The organism is Fibrobacter sp. UWH1 (assembly GCF_002210365.1).
In the GTDB taxonomy this organism is placed as follows: domain Bacteria; phylum Fibrobacterota; class Fibrobacteria; order Fibrobacterales; family Fibrobacteraceae; genus Fibrobacter.
In genome coordinates, this window is sequence record NZ_MWQG01000001.1 from 70,013 (window position 1) to 90,878 (window position 20,866).

16 protein-coding genes, 1 tRNA gene and 1 other RNA gene are annotated in these 20,866 nt (G+C 52.1%); 15 read left to right on the plus strand and 3 right to left on the minus strand.

The features are described from left to right. Positions 1-127: 127 nt before the first annotated feature. From dnaX to B7992_RS00300, 8 genes are all read left to right on the plus strand, one after another. Positions 128-1,900: a DNA polymerase III subunit gamma/tau gene (dnaX, locus tag B7992_RS00265; protein ID WP_073156849.1), complete on the plus strand. Its 1,773-nt coding sequence runs from the start codon at positions 128-130 to the stop codon at positions 1,898-1,900. Positions 1,901-2,031: 131 nt separating this feature from the next. Beyond that, on the plus strand, positions 2,032-2,340 hold the full coding sequence (locus B7992_RS00270) for a YbaB/EbfC family nucleoid-associated protein (protein WP_073156852.1): 309 nt from the start codon (positions 2,032-2,034) through the stop codon (positions 2,338-2,340). Positions 2,341-2,565: 225 nt separating this feature from the next. Then, complete coding sequence (locus B7992_RS00275; RefSeq protein WP_088665345.1) at positions 2,566-3,984, plus strand: TolC family protein; 1,419 nt, start codon at positions 2,566-2,568, stop codon at positions 3,982-3,984. 17 nt (positions 3,985-4,001) lie between these two features. Continuing rightward, positions 4,002-5,051 (plus strand): efflux RND transporter periplasmic adaptor subunit, encoded by a 1,050-nt coding sequence (locus tag B7992_RS00280; RefSeq protein ID WP_073156857.1) that lies wholly within the window; start codon positions 4,002-4,004, stop codon positions 5,049-5,051. Positions 5,052-5,069: 18 nt separating this feature from the next. Then, entirely contained in the window at positions 5,070-8,231 is a 3,162-nt protein-coding gene (locus B7992_RS00285) for an efflux RND transporter permease subunit (RefSeq protein ID WP_073234690.1), read from the plus strand. 110 nt (positions 8,232-8,341) lie between these two features. Then, on the plus strand, positions 8,342-9,610 hold the full coding sequence (locus B7992_RS00290; RefSeq protein WP_088665346.1) for a GspE/PulE family protein: 1,269 nt from the start codon (positions 8,342-8,344) through the stop codon (positions 9,608-9,610). Beyond that, positions 9,597-10,595 carry an MlaD family protein gene (locus tag B7992_RS00295; protein ID WP_073156866.1) on the plus strand — a complete coding sequence of 333 codons (999 nt, stop codon included), beginning with the start codon at positions 9,597-9,599 and terminating at the stop codon, positions 10,593-10,595. The genes B7992_RS00290 and B7992_RS00295 overlap by 14 nt, the downstream gene beginning before the upstream one ends. Before the next feature lie 9 nt (positions 10,596-10,604). After that, a complete protein-coding gene (locus tag B7992_RS00300) occupies positions 10,605-12,677 on the plus strand; it encodes an ATP-dependent DNA helicase RecG (protein WP_088665347.1) in 2,073 nt (690 codons plus the stop codon). Positions 12,678-12,716: 39 nt separating this feature from the next. Here the strand turns inward: B7992_RS00300 and B7992_RS00305 are convergent, their stop codons facing one another. Next, the gene (locus tag B7992_RS00305; RefSeq protein ID WP_101479569.1) at positions 12,717-13,022 is read right to left on the minus strand and encodes a hypothetical protein; all 306 of its coding nucleotides are present in this window, start codon (positions 13,020-13,022) and stop codon (positions 12,717-12,719) included. A gap of 166 nt (positions 13,023-13,188) precedes the next feature. Here B7992_RS00305 and B7992_RS00310 point away from each other — a divergent pair, with 166 nt between their 5' ends. After that, positions 13,189-14,655 (plus strand): OmpP1/FadL family transporter, encoded by a 1,467-nt coding sequence (locus B7992_RS00310; RefSeq protein ID WP_073156873.1) that lies wholly within the window; start codon positions 13,189-13,191, stop codon positions 14,653-14,655. A gap of 448 nt (positions 14,656-15,103) precedes the next feature. Here the strand turns inward: B7992_RS00310 and rnpB are convergent. Continuing rightward, positions 15,104-15,484, minus strand: an RNA gene (gene rnpB / locus B7992_RS00315) — RNase P RNA component class A. Positions 15,485-15,583: 99 nt separating this feature from the next. Between rnpB and B7992_RS00320 the strand changes: the two genes are divergently transcribed. Next, positions 15,584-17,353 carry a hypothetical protein gene (locus B7992_RS00320; protein WP_088665348.1) on the plus strand — a complete coding sequence of 590 codons (1,770 nt, stop codon included), beginning with the start codon at positions 15,584-15,586 and terminating at the stop codon, positions 17,351-17,353. A gap of 85 nt (positions 17,354-17,438) precedes the next feature. Here B7992_RS00320 and B7992_RS00325 read toward each other — a convergent pair whose 3' ends face one another. Next, positions 17,439-17,753 (minus strand): hypothetical protein, encoded by a 315-nt coding sequence (locus B7992_RS00325; RefSeq protein WP_088665349.1) that lies wholly within the window; start codon positions 17,751-17,753, stop codon positions 17,439-17,441. A gap of 352 nt (positions 17,754-18,105) precedes the next feature. Here B7992_RS00325 and B7992_RS00330 point away from each other — a divergent pair, with 352 nt between their 5' ends. The 5 genes from B7992_RS00330 (at position 18,106) to metF (ending at position 20,835) form a co-directional block, all read left to right on the plus strand. After that, positions 18,106-18,681, plus strand: a complete 576-nt coding sequence (locus tag B7992_RS00330) for a TlpA disulfide reductase family protein (protein ID WP_083538113.1) — start codon at positions 18,106-18,108, stop codon at positions 18,679-18,681. 64 nt (positions 18,682-18,745) lie between these two features. Beyond that, positions 18,746-19,189 carry a hypothetical protein gene (locus B7992_RS00335; protein ID WP_088665350.1) on the plus strand — a complete coding sequence of 148 codons (444 nt, stop codon included), beginning with the start codon at positions 18,746-18,748 and terminating at the stop codon, positions 19,187-19,189. Next, positions 19,186-19,362, plus strand: a complete 177-nt coding sequence (locus tag B7992_RS16485; RefSeq protein ID WP_176421808.1) for a hypothetical protein — start codon at positions 19,186-19,188, stop codon at positions 19,360-19,362. The genes B7992_RS00335 and B7992_RS16485 overlap by 4 nt, the downstream gene beginning before the upstream one ends. 63 nt (positions 19,363-19,425) lie before the next feature. Then, positions 19,426-19,499 (plus strand) — tRNA-Arg (locus B7992_RS00340). Positions 19,500-19,944: 445 nt separating this feature from the next. Next, on the plus strand, positions 19,945-20,835 hold the full coding sequence (gene metF, locus B7992_RS00345) for a methylenetetrahydrofolate reductase [NAD(P)H] (protein ID WP_073156888.1): 891 nt from the start codon (positions 19,945-19,947) through the stop codon (positions 20,833-20,835). The last annotated feature ends 31 nt before the right edge of the window (positions 20,836-20,866 follow it).

The window sequence follows — 20,866 nt, forward strand, 5'->3', positions numbered from 1 at the left end:
CTGAAACCTAAAAAGCGAGCCCCGCGAGCGACCTAACAACCTCAAAGTAGCCGCAGGCTCCACCCTCCCCCCTTAATCTGTCCCCTTTAAACTTTACCCTTTAAACTATTTTACTATATTCCAGCCCATGGCATACGTAGCAATGGCCCGTAAGTGGCGTCCGCAATCTTTCTCCGACATGGTCGGTCAGGAACACATCGCAAAAACCCTTCAGAATGCAATTGAAGGGGGCCGTCTTCACCACGCTTTCCTGTTTACCGGAACCCGCGGCGTCGGTAAGACCACCAGTGCCCGTATCCTCGCCCGTACTCTGAACTGCACCGGCGGCGACCCGCTCCACCCCTGTGGCGAATGCCCCAGCTGTAAGGACTTTGCCGGCGGCAATCCCATGGATATTTTCGAAATCGACGCCGCTTCCAATACCGGTGTGGACAATATCCGCGACGTGATCGAACGAGTGCAGTACCCGCCTGTTATCGGCAAGTACAAGATTTTTATCATCGACGAAGTCCACATGCTTTCTACCGGTGCCTTCAACGCCTTGCTGAAGACTCTTGAAGAACCGCCTGAACATGTAATCTTTATCTTCGCCACCACCGAAGTCAACAAGGTGCCCCAGACTATTCTTAGCCGCGTGCAGCGTTTTGACTTCAAGCGCCTTTCTGTAGAACAGGTCCGCAGCCGTCTGCGCTACATTTGCGAACAGGAAAACATCAACGCCTCCGACGAAACTCTTGACGTGTTCGCCGAAAAGGCAGACGGTTCCATGCGTGACGGCCTCACCTACTTCGATCAGGCCTACGCCTTTACCGGCAGCGAAATGACCGCCGAAGCCGTACGCAGCGTTCTGGGCATTCCCCCTGTAGAACTGTTCTTCACGCTGATTAATGCCATCGAAAGCCACGACCTCAAGGCCTGCTTCCATATGGTCGATGACGCCTGCAAGCGCGGTATCGAATTTACTCCCCTGCTGGATGGTTTCGGCAAGTTCCTCCGTAACCTGCTGTACTCCCGTCTGGACGCCTTTACCGCCGACGCCCTGAACGTCTCCGACGAAATGTACTCCAAGTACAAGAGCGCCGTTCCCGGCCTTGGCAACGTAGACATCCTCCGCATTTCCAAGATGCTGATCGACCTCCAGGGTACACTGCGTTACAGCACCAACCCCCGCCTTCTGGTAGAAACAACATTCGCCCGAATGGCATGGCTCGACAGAATCGTCGACTTGAGGCGAGCTCTTGCCGCCATCAACGATCCCGCAAACGCCTCGGCCAGTGCTGACCAAGAGGCGCTAAAAAAAAAAGTAACTGATGTCCAGAATATGCTGGACGCCCAGGAAGAAGCCAAGGCACTCCAGCAAGCCGCCGAAAATCCCTTTGCCGCCATGGAAAGGGGCATCTCTGGAGGTTACTACGGCGACGTCTACAGCCGCTACGAAGTGGCTGCCGCCTGGGGTTCCATCAGAAACCGCATCAACGATGACGGAGACTTCGCCTTTTCTGTGGCCCTCAACGATTCCGTGCTTGAAACGGGCAACATCCAGGAAACCCCCTTCCCCATCGCCCTGACTTATGTAGGCGACGCCGGTAAAGACGCCTGGGGCCCCAAGCAGATGGAAGAACACCCGGAATACCTGGAACGTCTAAAGCAGATTCTGGAAAATTGCCTACAGACCCCGGTTGCACTCTCCGTGAAGACCCGTGCCCTCAACGCCCAGGAACTTCACCAACGAATGCAGGCCCAGATGTCCCCCTATGAACTGGATATCCAGAAGGAGCCGGGCCTCCAACGCCTCAAGGAACTTTTCAATGCGGAACTAATCTATTCCCGCAAGAGCAAGCGCCAGGTTACCGTGCAACAGACCGAAGAAGACCTCGAAATGGCGGAGCAGGACAACTAAAAAAAACTATGTTTGCCCAAATTTTTCGTCTTTTTGTATAAAATCAGCATATTTTAACTGCGAACATTTATAAAAAAAAGAAAAAAGTCAATTTAGACACGCATTTTTGAACATAAGAAAGGAATAATACTATGGACATGAGCAAAATGTTGAGAGACCTTCAGAAGATGCAGAGCAAGATGATGAAGGCCCAGAGCGATCTTAAAGCCCAGAGTTTCGAAGCAGAAGCCGGTGGTGGTATGGTCAAGATCGCCATGAACGGTAAGGGCGTGGTCACCATGATCAAGATCAACCCGGATGCCGTAGACAAGGACGACGTGGAAGCCCTGGAAGACCTGCTCATGGCTGCCATCAACTCCGCTGTCAAGAAAAAAGATGAAGCCACCCAGTCCAGCATTTCCGACATTACAGGCGGCATGAAAATCCCCGGTTTGATGTAATTTTTCCATCTTTTTTACCTCATTTACAACCATTTTTGAGGAAAAAAGAGCCAAAAATATTTTACATTTTACGTAAAAGAACCCCCTAAAAAAGGGGGTTCTTTCATTTTTTTCTTCATTCATACGCCAAAATGGCCCGTTCATACAGACCCTAGGGAAAAAAGCCCTTGAATCACCCCCTCATTTTCCTAAATTTGGCACGTAAAAAAATTAAACAGGAGAATTATGTCTAAGCAACTTGCTATTTCGGCCACAATGGCTGTGACAATTGCCCTAAGCATGGCCGCTCAGACGTTCGCAGGACAGGTATATACCCGCGAAGAAGCTATCAAGGTGGCCCTTGAAAACTCATCCGATGTAAAATCTGCAGAAGAAAGCCTGAAAAAGACTCAGTCCGCAGTTAGCGAAGGCTACGGCAATGCATACCCCAGCATCGATCTCTCTGCCAAAGTGACCCGAATTTTCGGCCTGGATGACGTCAAGGCAAGTTCAGATATGTCCGATGCCATGAAGGGAATGGCACAAAACCCCGATTACGGCGCCCCCTCTGCCTATGATATGGCTGCCGCAGGCGGCATTGACGGACTTGTTTCCGCCATGAAAGCTCAAGGATACCGTTGGCAGTCCAGTTTGGGCATCACCGCCACCCAGATTCTTTACGCCGGCGGCAAGGTGGGTACCGGTATTGAAATTGCCAAGACAGCAAAGCTCGCCAGCGAAATCACCCTCGAAAAGACCAAGAATGACGTCCGCGCCCAGGTTGATGAAGCCTTCAACACCGTCATTTTCCTGGATAGTTCCGTTGCCGTCACCGAAGAGACCATGGAACTCCTCCAGAACGCCGTGGATTTGGCCACTCAGGCATACCAGAGCGGCCTCGGTACAGAACTGGACGTTGTCCGCGCCCAGCTGGAACTGGATGGCCTCAAGTCGGGTATCGAAGGCCTCAAGAAGACTCAGATCGTGGCACGCAACAGCATTCTCAACATCATGGGCCTCCCCTATGATCCCGAAGTAAAGTTCACTGGTGAATTCCGCGACCCCGAAAAGACCCCTATGCCGGACCTTTCCATGGAAGGTGTCAAGAAGCGCCGCAAGGAACTGGCTCAGCTTGCCGCCAAGGAAGAAATCGACACCAAGTTGGTTGACATCGAAGAAGGCAGTTTCAAGCCTACCGTTGTACTTGTGGGCGGTGTAGAATATTCAAACAAGCAGAATGAATTCTACAAGTGGGATGCACCTAACTGGGACAAGAACATCAACAAGTATATCGCTCTTGCCGTCACCATGAACCTCTTCAATGGTAAGCAGACCACCGAAAAGGTTGCCCAGGCAAAATCCGACTTGCGTTCCACCCAGATTCTCAAGGACCAGGCAGAACGCGGATTCCGCCTGCAGATTGAATCCTGCCTCAGCACCCTCGGAAACGCACGTCAGCAAATCGACATGAAGAAACGTTCCGTAGAGCTGGCACAAAAAAATTACGATCTAACCGACGCAGCTTTTAAAGTTGGCCGAGAAACCCAGATAAACCTGCTTACCGCATTGGTAAGCCTGCGTAAGGCAAAGCTGGAATACTTCGAAGCCCTCAAGAACTGGAACTCCGCATACGAAGCTCTGCTCCAGGCAACCGGTGAATATTAAGAGAAAAGAGGAAGAAAATGAACAAGACCGTTAAGACAATCGTAACTCTCATGGCAGCCTCCCTGCTTTTCGCCGGCTGCGACCTCAAAAAGGATGAAAAGGAAAACAAGCCCAAGGTTGCAACCATCGAAGAAATCCAGAAGCAGAATGGCAAGCCCGCTCGCGTCGTAAAGGCAACCAAGGCCAAGCTTACCGACGTGCGCAAGTTCAGCGGCACCATCGAAGGCATGCAGCAGACTTACGCCATTTCCAAGATGAACGATCCTCTCGCCGCAATCAACGTAAAGGTCGGCAGCAACGTCACGAAGGATCAGGTTCTCGCAGAATACGTACGTTCCGCAGACAACACCCAGTTGGAACAGACCAAGGAACAGATTGCCCTCCTGGAAAAGGCAACCGAACGTATGCGCGATCTCCACGCCAAGGGCGGCATCACTCAGCAGGATATGGATTCCCAGGAACTGCAGCTGAAGATCGCCAAGATGAACTTGGAAACTTTGGAACGTGCAAACAAGATTTTGGCACCTTCTTCCGGTGTCGTTACCGAAATGAAGTTCCAGGTGGGACAGGTTCCGGGACAGGGTACATTCTGCACCATCGCAAAGCTGGACCAGGTCATCCTGAAGCTGAACATTACCAGCCAGGACATCGGTCTTTTCAAGAAGGGCGCTGCAGCAACTGTTACCCTCGCCGACGGCAAGAAGGTGAAGGGTAAGGTGACCACTATTCCTCTGGCTGCCAATCCCCAGACCCGCTTCTTCCCTGTTGAAGTTACTTTCGATAACAAGAACAAGAAGCTCCTCCCCGGCATGTACATTACAGCGGACATGGACATGCAGCAGGTTAGCGGCGTAGTCGTTCCTGCCGAAGCAATCGTTTACCGCAACGGCCTCAACACCGTATGGACTGTTGATGGCGAAGGTAACGCCAAGCGCAAGATTGTGCAGGTTGGCGTTCAGGCAAACGGAGATGTCCAGATTGTAGATGGACTTAGCGATGGCGACGTCGTGATGGTCGAAGGTCAGTCCAAGATGAACGACGGCGACAAGGTTCTCATCGTAGAATAATCCCGGGAGACTTTTTGAATGATTAAGGCAAGTATTTACAAACCAATCACCATGCTCATGGTCATCTTGACCGTGGTGGTGTTCGGTATCTACACCTACCGTATGATGGTGGTGGACCTGATGCCGAAATTCGATATTCCCGTTGTAACTGCAGTGGTTGTCTACCCTGGTGCAAACCCGGAAGAAATCGAATCTACAATTATTAAGCCCGCCGAAGAACAGGTGGAACTGGTGGACGGTATTGACTACGTGCAGTCCATCTGTATGGAAAACTACGGCATTATCGTTGCCATGTTTAACATGGGCATCAACGTTGACGTGGCCGCAAACGACGTCCGCGCCAAGGTGGAACAGGCTGCAGCCGACTTCCCCGATGCAGCCGAAGCTCCGATCATTTCCAAGGTGGACATTAACGCTTCTGCAATTATGTCCATCTCCTTCACCGGTCCCGCAAACTCTACCGAACTCCGCCAGAAGGTGGAAGACGACATTCAGCCGCTCTTCACTTCCGTTCCCGGCGTTGCTAGCGTCGATATCTTCGGTGGTACCACCCGTCAGATTTCTGTGGAATTGGACAAGGACATGCTCAAGAACCGTGGCGTAGATATCGCTACCATGATGGGTATGTACGGAGCCTCTAACATCAACAACCCTGTGGGTGAAGTCATCGGTAAGCGCAAGAATACTTCTGTGCGTACTGCCGGTAAGTTCCGCAGCCTCGATGAAATCCGCAACCTGGACCTCCCCACCGCTTCTGGCGTTATCAAGCTGGGCGAAGTCGCAAAGGTGAAGGACACCGTCAAGACCATTACTTCTGCATCTCGTTTCAACGGCATCAACTCTGTTTCTCTGGATATCAAGAAGCGCTCTGACGCAAACGTGGTGGAAGTCGCCCAGGGTGTGATCAAGCGTCTGGATGAAGTCAACAAGACTCTGCCTCCTGGTTTCGAACTCCATCTGGTCTACGACAAGTCTGAAGCAGTGAGCGAATCTATCGATAACGTGATTCAGAACATTATCGTCGCAATTCTCTTGACCTCCGTCTTGTTGCTCCTGTTCCTGGGTAAGCTTTCAACCATGCTTATCGCAGCACTGACCATGCCGATTTCCGTGGTGGGTTCCTTTACCCTCATGTACTTCGCCGGTTTCGGTATCAACATGATGAGTTTGATGGCTCTTTCTTCTGCAGTGGGTCTGTTGGTGACCAACTCCATCGTGGTGCTTGAAAATATTAACGCCAAGTTGCAAGAAGGCCTTGATCCCAAGGAAGCTGCCTATAAGGGTACTTCTGAAATCATGGTGGCCATTATGGCTTCTACCCTCACCAACGTTTGCGTGTTCGTGCCTATTGCATTCATGAAGTCCATCGTGGGTATCTTCTTCAAGACCTACGGTATGACCATGGTGTTCGCAACGGTTGTGTCCCTCCTCATCACCTTCACTCTTACCCCGCTGATGGCAGCCTACCTGTTCAAGGGCAAGAAGCGTGACGAGAATGGCAACATCATCGAAGAAAAGCCTGGCATTATCGGTCGAATCTTTGGTGCCATCATGGGCATCTTCCCCGCCATCATGAACGGTGTTCGCTTTGTCTACCTCAAGACCCTTAGCTTTGCACTCTCCATTTTCGGTGTGATTTTCCAGGTTGGCGCCCTTGTCGCCATGGTGATGTTCGTGGGCTACATGGTAAAGAACCACATGACTGTGGAACTTTCTCCCCGTCAGGACCAGGGTATGATGGCCGTGACTTTGGAAATGCCTGTGGGTACCAATATCGAAACAACGGATAGCGTTACCAAGATCATTGAATCCCGCCTGAAGGGCATTCCCGAAATCAGCCAGTACAGTGTGACGGTGGGTGGCGAAAGCGGCTTTACCTCCGTAAATCAGGCCAAGATGCGTTACAAGATGATCAAGCGCTGGGAAGGCCGTACCCGCAGTACCGACGAAATCGTGGACTCCATCCGTCCTTACCTGGCCGACATTCCTGACGCTTACATTTCCGTCAAGAGCACCTCCGCTTCCGAAATGAGTAACAACTCCGCCGGTGACGTGGTGCTTGAAGTTAGCGGTCTTTACGCAGACTCCGTGATTAAGGCCGCCGACATTCTCAAGGCTGCCGTTGCCGAAAAGATTGAAGGTGTCGTTGAAATCAAGTCCAGCTACGAAGCAGGTAAGCCTGAAATCCGTATGATTCCGAATCGCCAGGCCATGGCAGACTACGGAACCACCGTCCAGCAGATGGCAACCTACAACTACATTGCAGTCAGCGGTTACGAAGCTGGTACCTACTCTGAAAACGGTGAAGAATACGACGTCTACTTCCGTATGCAGGAAAAGGACCGCGCAACTCACGCCGACATTGAAGACCTCCCCATGCTCACTCCGAAGGGCTACGTTTCTGCAAAGGAACTCTTCTTCATCGAAGACGGTGCAGGTCCTACCAAGATCGAACGTAAGCGTAAGCGCACCCGAATTGACGTTTCTATGAACTTGCTCCCGGGTCACACCACTGGTGAAATCATGGGTAAGGTTGGCGCTCTTGCTGCAGAAATGAAGGATCAGCTTCCTGATGGTGTTACCACGGGCTTCGGCGGTAACGCAGACATGCAGAACGACATGGTGGAAGAATTTATCGCAGCAATCATCATGGCAATCCTCATGACCTACATCTTGCTGGTGGCTTTGCTGGAAAGCTTCGCACAGCCCTTCATCATCATGACTACCATTCCTATGGGTGCAATCGGTGTGTTCCTGGGCCTCATCTTTACAGGCAAGGCTCTGTCCATGATTGCATTGATGGCTATCGTGATGCTTATCGGCGTGGTGGTGAACAACGCTATTCTATTGCTTGACGAAGCAAACCGACTGCTACGAAGCGGTGCCATGGGACGACGTTCCGCTGTGATGACCGCAGCAAAGTCCAAGTTCCAGGCCATCGTGCTTGCAACACTTGCTTCCGTTGTGGCTCAGCTTCCGCTGGCATTTGCAATGGGTGGTGATGTGGCAGCAATGACCCAGCCTATGGGTATCGCTTCTGTGGGTGGTTTGATTGTGTCTGCAATCCTTACCATGTACCTGATTCCTACCTTCTTCTGGTTGCCCAACGCCATCTTCGGCAAGGTCAAGAAGGGCGCCAAGGCTGTGGCAAACAAGGTAAAGCGCAACAAGAACGACTAACATTTTAGTACATTAGAGAGAGAAGGTCCCGCGAACTCGTTCGCGGGACTTTTTATTTTGCAAACAATATGCGACACAAAACGTTATACTTTATTTGTATAATTCAGTAGATGAATAAGATAAGTGTCCAATGGTTAAGACGTATCGGAGTCTGCCCCATAGAAGGGGCGGTTGCCGTCCCCAACAAATACGATGAGTTCCTGCTAGAGAAACTCCGAAAGGAACTGAGTGTAAGCCACATAACGCCGCAGGAATTTTCGCCGGCTCAAATCCGCAGGATGATCAGCCAAAGTCCATACGCCAACCGCAACACCAGCCAGGAACTTACCGAAGATATTCTAAAGCAGTCCACCAACTCCTGGGAAGCGGAACCTATTATCAATCTCGTAGACAACTTGCTGGAGCAAGCCGTCGATTCAGGCGCCACAGACATCCACCTGGAACCATTAAAAGATGAACTGCGGATCCGTTTTCGCAGGGACGGACTTCTTGAAGATTTCAAGAGGTTGCCCCTCTGGACCGCCGACCCGATTCTTGTACGCCTGAAAATTCTTGCAGAAATCGACATTACCGACAGGCGGATTCCCCACGACGGGAGCTTTACCTACTGCGGGCTCCAGGGGACCGCAAATGTCCGAGTCAACACGCTCCCCGTTCAAGGTGGCGAAAAATGCGTTCTTCGCCTGCTGCCACAAAGGCAGGACCTAGGCGAGGCACCTCGGGGACTCGCCGCCCTTCATTTCTCTTTAAAAATTGAACGAACCCTCCAGCGGATATTCCAATCCCCTCAGGGGCTGTTCTTGGTTACGGGCCCAACGGGCAGCGGCAAGACCACAACGCTTCACGGAGGACTTCAGGAAATCATCCAAAGAAAAATCAACGTAGTCACTATCGAAGATCCGGTAGAATACACTCTGAACGGGGCCAATCAGGTTCAAGTCAACGAAAAATGCGGGCTTACCTTCGCCTCGGCACTACGGTCTATTTTACGTCAGGATCCCGACGTTATCCTTGTAGGGGAAATCCGCGATTCGGAAACAGCCAAGATTGCAATTCGCGCCGCCCAGACCGGGCACCTGGTCCTTTCTACCCTGCACACCAATAGCGCAAAGGCCGCTTTCACCCGATTGCAGGATTTGGGCATTCAGCGTAACATCCTGGAAGAATCGCTTCTGGGCATTATGGCCCAGCGTCTTGTCAGATTGAAAAACGGAGGGCGACAGGCCATTGTAGAATTGCTCCTGCCCAACGGATCATTTGCCGACGGGGACCTGCAGGATTCAGCTCGCAGACTTGTGCAACAAGGGGCCGTAGACCAGGCCGAAGTCCATCGAGTCTTGGGAAATCTTTTCTATATTGGTAGCCATGAAGATTTCTGACCGCACATTGGGATACCTCAGCATAGTCGCACTGCTGTTGATATTCGTAGTTGTGGCCTACAGCATGTACAACGCCCACCACGAAGAAACCAAGACCGCCTTGGTGGACTTTCCTGAGTTGGGAACCCTGCAGCCCGAAGACCAGGTGGTTGTTCGTGGCTATACTGTCGGAACCATTGGCTCCGTCACCTGGCTTGGCGACCGCGCCCGCGTGCAAATCAAGTTTAACGAACCCATCATCCTCCGAGAAGGCTCCCAGTTCAACAACGTGAACTACGCCATCATGGGTCAGCGCCGTCTAGAAATTATTCCCTCCAAGACCGGAAATGTTCTTCCCGAAGATTATGTTCATACGGGAACATTCCAGCCGGGCATCGCCGAAGTCCTCCGTTACATTGAAAATGTGAACGAGCAGATGGATGTCATCCGCCACATGGTCCTTATGATTGTCGAAGGGGATTCCACCCACAAGTCCGCCATCCAGATGGTCGAAAATGCCATGACAACCATCGAGGGAATCGCCAAGAATGTGGAACGGCAGCTTTCAATCCTTCAGCCTGCACTCAAGGACGTATTCGCACAGATCGACAACGCCAGCGAAACTCTCATCGACGTAACCTTGCAGGCTGACACCGCCATTAAGGTAGCTGAGCAGACTGTCAACGAAAAAGTCCAGATGGCAGACAGCGCTATCAAGGTCATTTCTGAAGGGGTCGCCCACACCAACGAAATCATCCTCAGCATAGAACAGAACTCCCTGGCCAACCAGCTTATTACCTCCACCGAAACCGTGGATATGCTGAACGACTTGCTAGACAAGCTCAGCAGCCTGATCAAGGCTGTGGACACCAAGGGCATCAAGGTTCTTGACGATGACGGCAACCCGGTCAAGCTGTTTACCTGGAAGAATACCAACCTGATTGGAAAGACCGCCCGCGAAAAGGCTCGCGAACGCGCAGAAGAAGCCAAGAAGTCCAGCAAGTAAGGTGAGCCGATGGATTTGTCGCACCTTCCCAAGATGGGGCCTAAAAGTCTTGACGCGCTAAAGTCCGCAGGCATCAGCTCCCTTTCTGAATTTCTTTACAACATTCCCCGAACTTATCTGGACCAGACCAAGGTTTCTAAAATTGGCGACCTTCATGTAGGGGACCGAGTCGTGTTGATTGGAACCGTCACCAGGGCTGGTCTAATCCGCGGAAGGACTAGCCGCTTTGTGGCCACCCTTACCGACGGCACCGGCGAAATTTCGCTGACTTTTTTTCAAGGGGCTAGTTATCAGAGCAGGCGCGTACAGCCCGGCAGCCATTGGCTGGTAACAGGTGTTGTTGGCGAATACCGTGGGTTCCAGATGACCCACCCCGACATGCAGCCCTTCGATGCCGACGAGCAATTCAACGGCCAGATTTTACCAGTTTACCCCATGACCGAAGTCATGACCAAGAGTCGTATTACCCAGAAGGCCATGCGAAACTGGTACAGGTTTGTATTCAATTTTCCAAATCTAACCTTACCTAATGTCTGCCCCAAGGCGCTGACGGATTACCTCCATTACCGAACCGTGGTAGACAACCTGAAGGCACTGCACCTGCCCACAGATTTTAACGCCATTCGTCAGGCAAAGTTCCAGCTGAAAATCTTGGAACTGCTGCCCTTCTGCCTCCGTATGATCCGCCGTCGCGAAAATCAGAAATTGCGCGGGCACGAACGCCAGGTGGATTTGGGGCAGGTCATGAATGCGAAAACCAGGCTGCCCTTTAGCCTAACCGCCGGGCAGGACGCCGCCCTGAATACGATTGTCTCGGGGCTGAACGGCAAGAAGCAGTTCCATGCTTTGCTGCAAGGTGACGTGGGCTGCGGAAAGACTGTTGTGGCCATGTTGGCCATGCTGGCCGTATGCGGCGCTGGCGAACAGAGCGCCCTGATGGTCCCCACTGATATTCTGGCAAGACAGCACTACAAGCAGATGAAGCCTTTCTTTGAAGCCGCCGGCATGCGAGTGGAACTTCTGGTAGGCGCCACTCCTGCGGCAGAACGTAGGCAGATTCTGGGTGAACTGCGGATGGGACTTTGCCAGGCCGTCATCGGCACTCATGCGCTGTTTTCGAAGGACGTTGAATTTTCGAAGTTAGGTTTCGTCATCATCGACGAACAGCACCGCTTTGGCGTGGGGCAGCGCGAAGCGCTTCTCGCCAAGGGCGAGTATCCTGACCTGTTGGTCATGAGTGCCACGCCTATCCCCCGCAGTCTCGCCATGACTTTATACGGCGACCTGCAGGTCATCTCCATCAAGGAAAAGCCTGCAGGACGTAAGCCCATCAAGACCCGCCTGGTCTCCCCCGACAAGCGCAACGACATGAAGAAGTTCATCGTGAACGAAGCCAAGGGAGGCAATCTCTGCTACTGGATCGTCAGCCGCGTCAACGCCGACGACAACGGCAGTTCCGCCGGCGTTAACGCAGCACCCGCCCGCAGCGTCGAGGATGTAGTCAACGAACTGCGCGCCTTCGACAAGACCGTCGTGATAGAGGGCATCCACGGCCAGATGGACGAATCCCAGCGGGATGAAATTCTCAAACGTTTCGCCGCAGGCGAAGTCCATGTGCTAGTTGCCACTACTGTCATCGAAGTGGGCGTCAACGTCCCTCAGGCAAACGTCATGGCCATCGATTCCCCCGAGCGTTTCGGACTGGCCCAGCTCCACCAGTTGCGAGGCCGCGTCGGTCGCGGAGACGTGCAAGCCTGGTGCTTCTTGATGATGCCCGAAGGTGCCGCCGCCGAAAACTCCGTCGAACGCCTCACCCAGTTCAGCCACGCCGAAGACGGTTTCGAAATTGCGGAACTGGACCTGAATACCCGCGGTGCAGGTAACCTAGAAGGCAACGAACAGAGCGGCAGCTGGGTATTCCGCTGGTTCGACTGGATCCACGACCAGGAACTGATCAGTCAGACGTTACAGATGGCCGAAAACATATTGAAGGATGCCGCCGCCTTCGACGAGGAAGCCCGTGAAAAAATCCAGATCTGGTACAGCGAGAAAAAGTCCGCCAACGAAGACGGAATCCATTAACAGTTCTCTTTATAGTTAGCGGAACCCTTTCTGCGGTCCCTATAATAAATTGGTCACCGTGCCCACCACTAGGGCACACAGTACCACATTCAAGAAAAAGAACGTCCGGCGCACCACGATATAAAAAAGCGGGAGCCACTGGAGCATATTGTCCACAGGCGCCACCAGTTCCTTGATTCCAAGAAAAACGCTGATCAGGCCAGTAATCACCATCATGAGGGCCCCAACAAAATAGCCTTCGCCCAAAAACAGGATGGTAAGCACCGCACCGAGAATCATGGCGATGACGCCGATAATGACCTCCACGCGTAAAACGATATTTTTCAGCTGTTTTCTATCAATCACACCCTAAATTTAGAAACCCAACCCAAATCGGACGTCCTCCGCATACAAAATTCAGCAGACGGAAATCACACTCTTTTCATTTTGTAATAAAAAAGTAATCTCTTCAGCACAATTTTTGATAATTAATGGTATATTTTGATAACAAAAGATTACCAAAGGACTTTTTATGGGAAAAACATGGGTTAAAACTGCAGCCGTTATTGGTCTGGCCACCTCTAGCCTGTTCGCAGGCGGCGCCACCACCAACAACAACCATTCCGCCGCCTTCCTCCGTAGCGTTGCCCGCAATGCCACTATCGAAAACGACGCTCCCTACTACAACCCGGCCGGAACCGCCTTCATGAAGGACGGCTTCCACCTGTCACTTTCCAACCAGACTTTCTGGCAGGGCCGTACCATTACCACAGAATCTCCCCTGTTCGAGGGTGGTAAAAAGGAATACGAAGGCAACACCTTTGCCCCCTCCATGCCCGGCTTCCACGCCACATGGCATCACGGCAACCTGGCCATTTCCTCTACTGTCGGCGTTATCGGTGGTGGTGGATCCCTGAACTTCAAGCACGGCATCCCCTCTTTCGACTCCCAGCTAGCCTCTCTCCCCATGGCACTCTCTATGGGTGGACTCTCAACTACCAAGTATGACGCCGACATCAAGCTGGAAGCATCGTCTTACCAGATCGGTATCGCCCTGGGTGCCGCCTACCAGTTCGCCAACATGTTCAGCATTTACGCCGGTGGCCGAGCAACCTACTCCTACAACAAGTACGAAGCGACCCTCTCCAACGTAAGAATCAATCCGGAAAACGAACAGTTGGGACTTGACGGCGAAATGGTCAACGCAGCCGCCACCTTCAGCCAGCTTTCCGAAACGTTTGACGAATACGCCACCGCCGCCAAGGAAGCTGCATCCCTCTTCGAAAAAATGGGCGACAAGGCCTCCGCAGCCGAATACGAGGCAACCGCCCAGCAGATGGCCGCACAGTCTGAAGCCATGGCCGGTTACGCACAGGAAGTCAGCGACAAGGGACTTGACGTAGAACAGGAAGGCTGGGGATTCGCCCCCATCTTCGGTGCCTCCTTCCAGTACAAGGGCCTTACCGTAGGCGTGAAGTACGAAATGAAGACCGACCTGGAAATGAAGAACAGCACCAAGAAGAACGAAGTGGGCATGTCCGACTTTGACGACGGCAAGACCGATCACGCCGACGTTCCCGCAGTTCTCGCCCTGGGCCTGTCTTACGCCATCCTCCCCAACACCCGAATTTCCTTCGGCTATAACCTGTGGTTCGATAGCGATGTCGACCTGACCGGAGACACCGAAAACTATCTGGAAAACAGCCAGGAATTCATGTACGGCGTAGAAATCGACCTGTCCAAGAGCTGGACGATCAGCGGCGGACTCGCCGTATTCCGCTGCGACCGCACCGACAACTACGTCAGCGACCTGAGCCAGCTGCTGAACACCTCTACCATCGGTCTTGGTTTCGCCTACCGTGTTACCGACTACCTCCGATTCGATGTGGGTTACTACCACACCATCTACAACAAGGATACGGATCAGGAAAAGTACGGTCTCAACACCTACGAACGCACCAGCCGCGGATTCGGTATCGGCATTGACCTGGATATTTAGTCGCATAAAAACAAAGCAGACTTAAAAAGAAGAAGGAGAAGCCCTCGACGCACCGTCGTGGGCTTTTTCCGTCTCCGCAACCGTCAGAGATTGCCTGCCTCCCGCCCTTGCTAGGCAAGGGCCTGGGGGTCCAGGGGCAAAGCCCCGCCAGAGATGGCCTGCATCCCGCCCTTGCAAGGCAAGGGCCTGGGGGTCCAGGGGGCAAAACCCCGCCAGAGATCGCCTGCCTCCCGCCCTTGCTGGGCAAGGGCCTAGGGGTCCAGGGGGCAAAGCCCCGCCAGAGATCGCCTGCATTCAACCCTTGCTGGGCAAGGGCCTGGGGGTCCAGGCGGCAAAGCCCCGTCAGAGATTGTCTGCATTCAGCCCTTGCTGGGCAAGGGCCTGGGGGTCCAGGGGGCAAAGCCCCCTGCATCTAATAAGACCCCCGCCTTTAGGGCAGGGGTCTTCAAAATAAGGGGCAGTTATAAGCCGGGTTCTGTACCCCTTGCGGGGCGATGACCATCTCTCTGGACGAACTGTTACCAGCCGCCTCAAGCGACCTACCCGGATATCCAACAGGCACGAGCCGCACCTGGCCGGAGTTGCCTCCAGCGGATTCCTGCTTGGTCTTGCACCGGATGAGGTTTACATTGCCACCCCTGTCACCAGGAATGCGGTGAGCTCTTACCTCGCCATTTCACCCTTACCTACATTGCTGCAGGCGGTATAATTTCTGTTGCACTTTCTTTCGCGTTTCCGCGCCTGGACGTTATCCAGCATCCTGCTCTGTGGTGCCCGGACTTTCCTCCAGTCTGAATTTCTTCTCGCCGGCGGCCATCCGCTGCCCCGCGCTTAATATAGAAAAACCTAGCATTTGTGGCGAGGCCATTCCGTAGGCATTTTTCGTCAACATCCATTTTTTTTATATTGTGGACAACCTAGGATTTTTATGAACCGATTCTTAAGCACAGCCCTCGTCACTTTTGCAACCCTTGTCACAGCCGCGTTTGCAGAGCAGGATTCCACATTCAAGGACGAAGGCGCTTTTAAAATCGATTCCATCCAATACCACATTGGCGATGCATTCGACGATTCCAAGGTCCACACCAAGTACGACAAGTGGGCCTACGATCTTCTAAACTGGATTCACATCGAAACCCGTGAATCCACCGTCGAAAAACTTCTGCTGTTTAATGAGGGCGACCAGGTAACGTCAATCCAGGTCCAGGAAGCCGAACGTTTCCTGCGTACCCAGAACTTCCTTTCTGACGCCCACATCAATATCGAAAATTCCGACGACAAAAACATCGCCCATGTCCACACCAGCGACAACTGGACTCTCACCGTTCCCATCGGTATCGGTTTCGGCGGCAAGGAATGGTCTTACGACAATCTGGTCTGGAGCATCGGCCTGCAAGAAAGCAACTTTCTCGGTCTAGGCCAGAAGTTGGGATTCTACTACGGACACAACGAATTCCGTGACATGCTTACGCTGGAATACAGCGCCCCCCATTTTCTGTTCCGCTACAACCACCTGGACTTGACCTACAGCTATAACACTGACGGTTATCTCGCCAGCGGCCAGATGTATATTCCCTTCCTGAGCCGTAGCCAGAATCAGTGGGCTTACACCATTGCAGGCCTCAAGAACAAGCGTTACGCCTACTTCTATGGCAGCGGAGATATGCCCGCCGGCGCAACCCATTACGACATGAACGTTCCCGCCGACTCCCTAGACAAATATCTGGGCGAACTCCAGCAATACAACGGCAACGAAACCGTCCAGCTGATGAAGGTCAAGGAATATGTAGACGACTCCCTCAGCTTCCGTGTCAGCAGGTCCTTCGGCGGAACCTTCCGCAAGCTCTATGTAGGCGCCACCTACGACTACCGCCGCGAAACAGCCTCCCACGGCAAGTTGTACCGTTACCTGTTTACCGACGGCGAAGACGCCTACGCCATCGACTCCGCCAGCGCCTGGAACGAATGGCTTCCGGAACGCAAGGATTCAAGATTGGGTCTGTACCTGACTCTTTCCAACCTGCGCTACGAAAAAATCAAGAATTTCCACAACGTCAAGTGGACCGAAGATATCGAAAAGGGTTACAGCCTCAAGGCCCAGATTTCCAAGAACTACGAACAGTTGGGTTCCGCCAACAACGACATCCGTCTGGACCTGTGGGGTGAACTTTACCTGGGAACAGGTATGCATCACCTGACCCTGAAGTCCAACATGAACTTCTACCTGGATCACGGGGAACAGCGGGACTTCTACGGAAAACTGTGGGGCGAATACATTTTCCACCCAAGCAACAAGGTTTCTACTGCCATTACGGGACTTGCAGACTTTTATGAAGACGCCCGCTACGGCTATCAGGTTTGCCTAGGCGGCATCAACGGAGGCTTCGCAGGATTTCCCACAGGATTCTACACAGGTCAGGCCCGCGTATACGGCAACCTGGAACAGCGCTACTTCCCCGACTTCGAACTGGCCACTCTGCGCCCCGTTTTCGTCGCCTTCGGAAGCATCGGCGAAACCGCCTGGGATTTCAACGACATCAACCGCAAGGACCTGATCTACGTCGTAGGCTTCGGCGCCCGCTTTGTGCAGACCAAGTCCATCAGCCATCTGATCAACAAGATCGACGTCACCATCCCGGTCAACGGCATACGCAAGGGCGAGCCCCACTACTCCGTCACCACCTCCTACAGCCTGTAGTTAGGTTCCATACAGGGTCCCGTCGATACAGCTTTTCGCCAGGTCGGCCACCGCCGGGCATGCCAAATCCGTATGCAGGAATGGATCAGCCAGAACTCGCATCATCCATTCCTTGACCAGCAACCACATATTCCAATTCCTTTGAGATTTCCTCCCTTGATTCGGGAGTCAAATTTCGACCCTTGAAAGAATCCCTTTTTAGTTGAACCTTTAGACTATCAAAGAAAATACCCCGCCATTCATCATCGGCCTTACCCGACAGAATTTTTCCATAGACGTCTTTAACAAACCGAATGGCCTCGTCTAGGTTTTCTTCTTTCAACGGACCATAGATTGCTCTCTTCCCCATTCTGCGGCTTACGGCAATCATATCCCATCTCACGATTAATACGGAAACCATCCGGACACGCAAGGACATTCTTCATCACAGGGTAGAAATTCCTGTCTGAATACCAGAAAAAAGGCTCATCAAAAAAAACTGGAGGCAATTCCCCAATAGGGCGTTTCAGCCGGACCTCAATCCCGAAACTAACCTTCATGGACACCTTACGGTTCTGCTCAGGATACCCGATTTTCGCCATTCTGTTTAGCTTTCTGCGCCCCACTCTTCTTTATTCGGCCCATTTTACACCTCTCCTCCCATTATCGTATCCAAAATTCAGTTTGCAAAATTCGATAAAAATCACATTTTGAATATGGAACCACCCCACAAACCAAATAATTTCGTATTTTAAGGCACGAAAAGGAGTTTTATGAGAAAATCCGGTACGCTTTTACAAAATCTGTTTTGTTCTGTTGCATTGACCGTTGCCATTTCTGCAGGAGCCGCCTCCGCCCAGCTAGCCCTGGAACAGCCCAAGATGGCCGACGTCCAGCTCATGCAGGATAGCACCACCAACCAGCCCATGAAAATGGACTTTTCCAAGCCCCTGGCCGGCATCAGCGATCCTGGCATCCTCTTTAGCCATTTCTCTAACCGCCCCCTGCTGATCTACTACTTCAGCCCCAAGTGCCCCCACTGCCAGCGCCACATGCCCGAAATCCAGGACCTGATGAAGGAATATGAAAAGGACGGCCTGACCGGTATCGCCATCGGCCTCGGCGGCGGCATCAAGAAGAACGACATCCGTCTCTTTATCGACCAGTACAAGGTGGTCATCCCCGTCTTCCAGGACTCCGAGTACAAGTTCGCCCCGGCCTACGGCACCGGTTACATCCCCGTGGTCTACCTGGTGAACCCCGACGGGACATTCTACCGCTACGAGACGGTGAACGACGCCAACATGAACCACCTGCGAGCCACCCTGAACAAGATGCTCAAGAAATAGGCTGGACATCAGGTTCACACGCTCTAACTTTTAAAAAGGGACCTCTACGAGGTCTCTTCTTTTTTTGCAGACCGACAATGCTGTATTCCCCGCACAAAAACAAGGAGGGTTAGACAAGAACAAGAAGTTCATTATTCTTGCTGCGGCAGGCATTCTCGCCGCATGCGGCGCAGCAGCTCTACAGTTTCAGCACCCCATTCGACAGAGAAACCTGCAATGTATCCGCCGACAAGTCCTCCGCCCAATGGGAAAGCCATATAGAAAGTGCAGAAGCAAAGTTCCCTCAGGAACCTGGACGGAAACGGGCTTTGTTGTTTATGATGGGATAATGGAAGAAGTTTTTGAAGATTACATCCCCCACGAAATAAACACCATTTCCATCACAGAAAACACAATCACCTTCAGTTCACCGCAAAACCCAGATTGGGACTTCTACAAGAACGAATTAGAGGCAGCATCAACGGAACCCAGTACTCCTTCACGGACGTCAATCTATACAGAGGAATGAGTTCGGATATAGCGACATTCACCCTTTCCGCAAACGGGAAGCTATGCCAGTACCGTTACATCTACGATCACAAGAAGGAAAACTGCACCTCAGAAAACATTCCCTATATGAACCTCGATGATTACGAAAGCGAAGGGGGATTCTACAAGTGCATCACCAACCTAACAAAATAACAGATCCAGTTGATGAAATAGAATATTTTTGCTATATTCCCGCCACACTTGAGAAAGTAGTATGGTCGAGTAGCTCAGTTGGATAGAGCATCTGCCTTCTAAGCAGAGGGTCGTGGGTTCGAATCCCGCCTCGACTATGAAAAAAGACCACCCCCTGTGGGTGGTCTTTTTTTCATATCCGAGACGTAGAAACTGCAGCAAGCCGCCAGGCTTGCTGCATCCCGCCTGTTCCAACGCAGACCTCATCCCTTTCAGTGATTCTACTAACCATTTCCCGATTTCCGTTACGTTTAGTGCGTAGTTTATTACTTTGTTCGCTACAAAATTTGAGTTATAGTCTTATTTTGGGGGCTTTTTTAATAAAAATTTGCATTTTTCGTCCGACTCTCCCCTTTTTTCGGACACCTTTCGTTACTTTATCTTAAAAAATTACTAACTAAAGCACACCTAAGGTCCCCATTTAGTTAGTAAAATCGGCATTTTCACCATTTTGCCCTCAAAAAGCATATAGTTTTTTTCTATTGCCAGCCATATAAAAAAAGTCTATTCTATTCCCCATCAATTTTTCCTATCTTACGCACCATGAAAATCGTTGATATTCTCAAGCAAGATAAGATGTCCCTGTCCTTCGAAGTGTTCCCGCCCAAGAAGGAAACCAGTTTTGAAAGCGTGAAAAACGCCACCGAATCTATCGCTGCCCTTGGCCCCGCCTTTATGAGCGTCACCTACGGCGCAGGCGGCGGCGTCAGCCAGTACACCCTGGAAATTGCCAAGAATCTGAAGTCCAAGTTCGGCGTGCCCATGCTGGCCCACCTGACTTGCGTGTCTAGCAGCAAGGAAACCGTGAAGCAGCGCATCGAAGACATGAAGGCTGCAGGTATCACTAACGTCATGGCCCTCCGCGGTGACCTCACTCCGGAACTGATCGCCAACGGCCGTACCGACTGCGACTACCACCACGCCGTGGAACTGGTCCGCGAACTGAAGGAAAGCGGCGCAGACTTCTGCATCGGAGCCGCCTGCTACCCCGAAAAGCACCCCGAAAGTGCCAACCAGCGCGAAGACATCAAGTATCTTAAGGAAAAGGTGGACGCCGGTGCCGACTTCCTGACTACCCAGATGATTTTCGACAACAACCTGTTTTTCAACTTCCTGTACAAGCTTCGTGAAGCAGGCGTTACCTGTCCGGTACTCCCCGGTATCATGCCCATTACCAACGCCAACCAGGTAGAACGAGCCATCAAGCTTTCCGGCTCCTTCATGCCCCAGCGTTTCAAATCCCTGGTAGACAAGTTCGGTAGCGACCCCGAGGCCATGAAGCAGGCTGGTATCATCTACGCCAGCGACCAGATTATCGACCTCTACGCCAACGGAATCACCAACGTCCACGTTTATTCCATGAACAAGCCCGACGTTGCCGAAGGAATCATGAGGAACGTTTCTGCCATCCTGGGCAAGAACTTTATCGCCTAAAATCACAAAAAAAAAGCATTTTTTGCGAAAA

Bases quoted from the DNA above. Each gene is read 5' to 3' on its own strand.
- dnaX (WP_073156849.1), top strand. From the start codon at position 128: ATGGCATACGTAGCAATGGCCCGTAAGTGGCGTCCGCAATCTTTCTCC.
- B7992_RS00325 (WP_088665349.1), bottom strand. From the start codon at position 17,753: ATGGTTTCCGTATTAATCGTGAGATGGGATATGATTGCCGTAAGCCGC.
- B7992_RS00270 (WP_073156852.1), top strand. From the start codon at position 2,032: ATGGACATGAGCAAAATGTTGAGAGACCTTCAGAAGATGCAGAGCAAG.
- B7992_RS00275 (WP_088665345.1), top strand. From the start codon at position 2,566: ATGTCTAAGCAACTTGCTATTTCGGCCACAATGGCTGTGACAATTGCC.
- B7992_RS00280 (WP_073156857.1), top strand. From the start codon at position 4,002: ATGAACAAGACCGTTAAGACAATCGTAACTCTCATGGCAGCCTCCCTG.
- B7992_RS00295 (WP_073156866.1), top strand. From the start codon at position 9,597: ATGAAGATTTCTGACCGCACATTGGGATACCTCAGCATAGTCGCACTG.
- B7992_RS00320 (WP_088665348.1), top strand. From the start codon at position 15,584: ATGAACCGATTCTTAAGCACAGCCCTCGTCACTTTTGCAACCCTTGTC.
- B7992_RS00300 (WP_088665347.1), top strand. From the start codon at position 10,605: ATGGATTTGTCGCACCTTCCCAAGATGGGGCCTAAAAGTCTTGACGCG.
- B7992_RS00330 (WP_083538113.1), top strand. From the start codon at position 18,106: ATGAGAAAATCCGGTACGCTTTTACAAAATCTGTTTTGTTCTGTTGCA.
- B7992_RS16485 (WP_176421808.1), top strand. From the start codon at position 19,186: ATGAGTTCGGATATAGCGACATTCACCCTTTCCGCAAACGGGAAGCTA.
- metF (WP_073156888.1), top strand. From the start codon at position 19,945: ATGAAAATCGTTGATATTCTCAAGCAAGATAAGATGTCCCTGTCCTTC.
- B7992_RS00285 (WP_073234690.1), top strand. From the start codon at position 5,070: ATGATTAAGGCAAGTATTTACAAACCAATCACCATGCTCATGGTCATC.
- B7992_RS00310 (WP_073156873.1), top strand. From the start codon at position 13,189: ATGGGAAAAACATGGGTTAAAACTGCAGCCGTTATTGGTCTGGCCACC.
- B7992_RS00290 (WP_088665346.1), top strand. From the start codon at position 8,342: ATGAATAAGATAAGTGTCCAATGGTTAAGACGTATCGGAGTCTGCCCC.